This is a genomic window from Boseongicola sp. (genome assembly GCF_057460485.1).
In genome coordinates this window covers 1-4,865 of sequence record NZ_JBVCWP010000284.1, presented here as the reverse complement: position 1 = coordinate 4,865, position 4,865 = coordinate 1, and the positions used below count along the sequence as shown (strand labels likewise).

Annotated in this window: 6 protein-coding genes; 2 read left to right on the top strand and 4 right to left on the bottom strand. The window is 54.6% G+C overall.

What is annotated here, in order from left to right:
* The 4 genes from AC221Y_RS20375 to alaE form a co-directional block, all read right to left on the bottom strand.
* Positions 1-418, bottom strand: a 418-nt coding sequence (locus AC221Y_RS20375; protein ID WP_486708213.1) for a hypothetical protein, incomplete at its 3' end; no start/stop codon positions are given.
* A 485-nt stretch (positions 419-903) separates the two neighbouring features.
* A complete protein-coding gene (locus AC221Y_RS20370; RefSeq protein WP_299748313.1) occupies positions 904-2,070 on the bottom strand; it encodes a cytochrome P450 in 1,167 nt (388 codons plus the stop codon).
* A gap of 510 nt (positions 2,071-2,580) precedes the next feature.
* Complete coding sequence (locus AC221Y_RS20365) at positions 2,581-3,084, bottom strand: Hsp20/alpha crystallin family protein (protein ID WP_299748310.1); 504 nt, start codon at positions 3,082-3,084, stop codon at positions 2,581-2,583.
* Between the two features lie 352 nt (positions 3,085-3,436).
* Positions 3,437-3,844 (bottom strand): L-alanine exporter AlaE, encoded by a 408-nt coding sequence (gene alaE, locus AC221Y_RS20360; protein ID WP_299748307.1) that lies wholly within the window; start codon positions 3,842-3,844, stop codon positions 3,437-3,439.
* Positions 3,845-4,212: 368 nt separating this feature from the next.
* Here alaE and AC221Y_RS20355 point away from each other — a divergent pair, with 368 nt between their 5' ends.
* Positions 4,213-4,395 carry a hypothetical protein gene (locus tag AC221Y_RS20355; protein ID WP_299753650.1) on the top strand — a complete coding sequence of 61 codons (183 nt, stop codon included), beginning with the start codon at positions 4,213-4,215 and terminating at the stop codon, positions 4,393-4,395.
* Between the two features lie 145 nt (positions 4,396-4,540).
* The gene (locus AC221Y_RS20350; RefSeq protein ID WP_299753648.1) at positions 4,541-4,732 is read left to right on the top strand and encodes a hypothetical protein; all 192 of its coding nucleotides are present in this window, start codon (positions 4,541-4,543) and stop codon (positions 4,730-4,732) included.
* Positions 4,733-4,865 lie beyond the last annotated feature (133 nt).

Below are 4,865 nucleotides of genomic sequence, written 5' to 3'. Positions count from 1 at the left end.
TGTAGATCATGTAGTCATTCATCTTCTCCATTCCAGCGAGTTTCTTGAGGTGATTGAGGTTCACCGACGCATAGAGATCGGGGTTCATCGCAGTGTCCTGATCGTTGATCTGACCTTGCTGAAGGATTTGACCATTCAGAATTTGTCCGGGCGGTATCGTCTCGACATAAATCGTCTCAATGTCGGAGTTCAACGACTGGAAATCCTGGATGAGTTCTTCCATCACCATGAACTGGTTCCCTGCGAGATACATCACGAGGTCCGAGTCGTAGCTGTCGCCGATCTCGCCGTATTCGACTTTCCCATCTGAGTGAAACGTCCGATAATCTTTGTTCAATCCGGCATCGTCCTGCGCATTCGAAACTGATCCCGTGATCGCGATTGCTGCCGCGAATGCGACACTGTGAAAGAATTTCATCACAAGCCTCCCCTTTTCTTGTTTGAGTAGGGCCATCGTCTAACAAAACGGAAACCTGTCAATTGTTGAATATAATGTGGCCTCAAAATCCGTCGTTCAGTTTAGCAGACGATGACTTAGTGTTGTAATGAGTGACGGCTTCGTCCCGCAACTCGGACATCACGGGCATGAAAATCGCTGCGGGCGCAACGAACGGCAGCTTTTCTTTCTGCGGCGCAGCTGATGGGTCCGGTCAACGGGGTTGCTGCATCTGCGAGCGTCGGCGCAGGACCATGTCTGTTGTGGGCTCGATGCCGTCGTTCCACGCCAGCCAGTCCAAGGGCCGCTTCCAATCTAGGAATGTCCGGGTGTGGGCCTAAGCGTCTGAGGCGAGGGCGTTTTCCCAGACACACGAACGTGCGCTATTGGAGGCGGGCTCAACCGGAAGATCAAGCATGCCGCACTGCAGTGGTCTGCTCAGAGCCCAAAGCGGACGGCGCCCGAGATTAGGCACACACGAGGGGAAGAGACACGGGACTGCGGAAATTCGACGACGGAATCCAGTCGATATCTCGAGTTCCAAGTTCGAAGTCCGGAATGCGCAACAGGAGTCGGTTGATGGCGGCAGCTGTTACCATGCGAGCAAAAACGCTGCCGATGCAGAAGTGCTTTCCAGTGCCGAAGCCCAGGTGACCACGCGGATTTCGATCGATATCGAACACATCGGCCTCTGGAAACTTTCGCTCATCACGATTTGCCGCGCCGTATGCCAGGACGACGGTATCACCCGGCGATATGATCTTTCCGTGGACCTCAACCGCCTTGGTCGCGGTCCGCTTGAACCTTTGCGCCGAGGTGTTGAACCTGAGGGACTCTTCGATTGCCTGTGGCGTAAGACCCGGGTCTGCGGCGATGCGTCGTCGGGAGTCTGTGTGTTCTGCCAGGTTAAGCGCAAAGATGCTCATGAAGCTCGACAGGGACTCGACCCCCGCAACGACAAACATTGTGGTCGTCAGCATCACCTCTCGATCCGTCAGCCGTTCTCCATCGACCTCGGCCTCGGCCAGCGCAGTGATCAGGTCATCGGCTGGACGGGTGCGACGTTCCGCGATCTCGTCTGCCAGAAAGTGCGTCAATTCCGTGAATGCCTCGTTGAGTTGAGGATTTCGGCCCCGCGCTTCTTTATCGGTCGAAATCGAAAGGACCACCTTGTGACGGATTTCTGCAGGGTCGCGTTCGGGCAGCCCTAGGAGCGCAAAGATCGTTCCAACCGTCACGCGGCTTGAAAAGTCAGCGACGAAATCAAAGGCATCTATACCATCGAGCTGTTCGATGGTCGCATCCACGATCGCTCCTGTTCGTGGAACCAAGTCTTCGACTGCCTTGCGCGTGAACGCGGCTTGCGCGAGTGACCTCAGCCGGTCGTGATGTGGCGGATCGGTGGTGCCCAGTGTCCCGCCTGAGCGCCCGGGAATTTCATCGATCAAGTTGCCGCGCAGCGATGAGAAGGTCTCCCAATCTTGCGCAGCTTTGGCGACGTCCTCGTACCGCGAAAAAATCCAAAGGCCCGCGCTATCGCTCCAATAGCAGGGCGCATCGTCCCGCAACCGAGCGTATCCCGGAAATGGATCGGCATCGATACCATGCGAATAAAGCTCGAACAGTTCGCCCATCTTTCGTACTCCTCCTTCACCCGGGCTGAAGCCTAGCATTAAACAGCCAGTATCAGGAAGAAACAGCAAGGTCCGCGTCCTGGTTCCGCAGAGCGGTCAGCCAAAGAGCATTCGATAGCCGATTGCAGCAAACGCAAAGAAAAAGACGACAACAGCTACGATGACCCTGACACGGGAATACGGTCCAACTACGGATATCGAGTCCCGGCGCTTTTGCTTTTTCGGCAAGATGTCCTCCCCGTCGTTGATAGCGTATTCCAAAGTTGTGGGATTCAAAGTGCATAACGAACTTTTTCACCAGCGATCTCAAGGAAAGAATGGCGGCTTTGTCCCACAACTTGGCCGTTTGCTCACACTACGTAGGGGCCCGCTTTCCATGAAAGCAGCCAACGAGCTAGAACCCCCGGACACCGGATCAGCGAACAGAACGGCACTTAGAAGGCCGATAAACGTCGCCCCCCGTGCGTCCGTGACGCCGGTTCGGGAAGCCAACAGCCTTTGAATAAGTCGCTATTTTGAAGAGACCTTGATCTTTCGACTTGGTTCCGCCGGCTTAGTTTTCGGCATGGTGATGTTCAAAACACCTTGCTCAAACTCGGCAGTAATCTTTTCGATGTCGACAGTGTCAGGTAGCGTCATAGTTCGAGAAAAGCTGCCGTAGCTTCGCTCACTGATGCGCAGATCGCCTTTACCGTCGTGTGTGACGTTCTTCTCACCACGTAGAGTCAATCTGCCGTCCTTGAGCTCGATTTCGACGTCATCTTCGGAAAGGCCAGGCAACTCAGCTGTCAATTCGATGGCCGTATCTGTCTCGTTGATGTCGATGGCGGGCGAAACCGCACCCGTCATATCGAGCGAAGGGAAACCCGTCCGCTGCGCGGCGGTTTCTAGTGGTGAGAATGGTGGAGTGTCTCCAAAAAACCGCGACATCACTGACTCCATCTCGCGCCGAAAATTGTCAGTTAGTGGATTTCTTGCGGTGAACCGTTGCGGTGTCGTCTTCTCTCCGAGCATCTTCTAAATCCTCTTTATTTGTCCGATTAGGTTATTCGCTGATGATGCCAGAAAAATGCGTTTCGGCTTTGATATTGCTCAATGCAGAACGTCGACGCAAAACAGACCTCCGTGCCCGTTTGCCAGTGGTCCATTCGACATCAAGGTCCTGCCCCGCAGCGAATGACGGATTAGTCCCGCACACTGACGTTTTAGCCGACAAAAATGCTGCGGCATGCACGAATGGCAGGAATGCGAAAGCTGCACTGCGGCGCTGGTTGATGGATCGAAAGGCTGGTCTGGGCCGTTCATGTTGGTCGGGGCGAGATCGTTTGGCAGGATGCTGCGATGTGGCTAACGGCAGCAAGGAGCCCTACCTTACAGAAGTTCTTGCCCAATTTCGCACGGCTTCAAGATATATGCCGAATGGTCGGCTTAGCAGGATCATAAACACGATAGATGCACTCACTGCCGCTGCGATTTCTGAAGCGGTTGCGCCCGCTAAGGCAAGTGTCACCACATAGACAGGCACTTGGAATGTGATGAAAGCAATGATGTCGCAGACGACGTTCGTTATCCGCCGTTGTGGCCGAGTCTTTGAAAAAAACCAGTCCCGCCATAGGCCATAGGGCCGCGCCGTAGCCATCATGACCGGTATCATGATCAGTCGCGCAATCAGAACCTGTTTGGGATCCATGCCTGCAATCAACAGCTCGCTCAGAGCGGCGACAACCGTAAAGAAAGTGACAGTTGCGGCGGTATCAATGAAATAGCTCTTCATGACGCGGCGCTATTGGAGATCGCGACCTATGTCGAGATGAAAGGATGCGCTGAAAGGCAGCAAAGTCCCGCTGAGCAGTCATCGATGCCGACAAATGCTGCCGCAAGCTTAAGGGTCTGCTTTGGGGAAGCTGCACCGCAGCGACTAAACCCGCGACGAACGGCAGCTAAGGGCCGTCCTCATCGAGGCTTAGCGGCTCAAGGGTCACATTCTGCATAAGCTCCGATGGCTGCAAAGAGCCCACTGCGGACGCTCCCTACAGATTGACGTGGATCATGTCGCTAGAACGGAAATTGTGATGGTCTGTTCACAAAAGTGTTTGGCGAAGTGCCACTCTGACAGGACGCAAAACTAAAGGAGACCCACATATGGAAGTGGCGAAGATCGCAGAATACGCACGATCGCTGTACAATGCACATGGCGACAGAGCCGAGGCAGAGGCAGCGCAAAAGTCAAAGCAATATCAGGACGAAGGAAACGACACTGAGGCTAAAACCTGGCGATCGGTCCGACGAGCCATCAGCGAGATCCGGGGAGCCCGCGAGAGCTAGATACTTAGTGGCCGCTCTCAGATCTCAGCGCGTCCGGAATTGCATTTCTTGGCGGCTCTTTAACTGCAGAAGTGCAAACACCTGTTTCGATGTCCTACCTTCGGCACGGGTTTATCCTTACTTCACAAGACCCAAGGAGTTCGAAATGCAAAAATTTCTTAGCCTCACAGCAGTTGTTACCATTTTGGGAGTTTCCGCTTGTGACAGTGCCAATTCCAACTTGGAGCGTGCCATCATAGGCGGCGCAATCGGCTGCGCCGCTGGAGAGGTGTTGGCTGACGGTCGCTGCGTTGAAGGCGCTGCCGTGGGTGCGGGGATTGGTGTCTTAACCAACTAGAACGCAGGGCCGGCCACCGCCTTCGTCAACCCACTCACATTGGCACCAGCCCAGGATGAAAGGCTCGTACGGCTTGGTAAAGGTATGCGCTCCATTAACTGCGGCATTGCCCAAGTGGAACAGGACCCCGGTC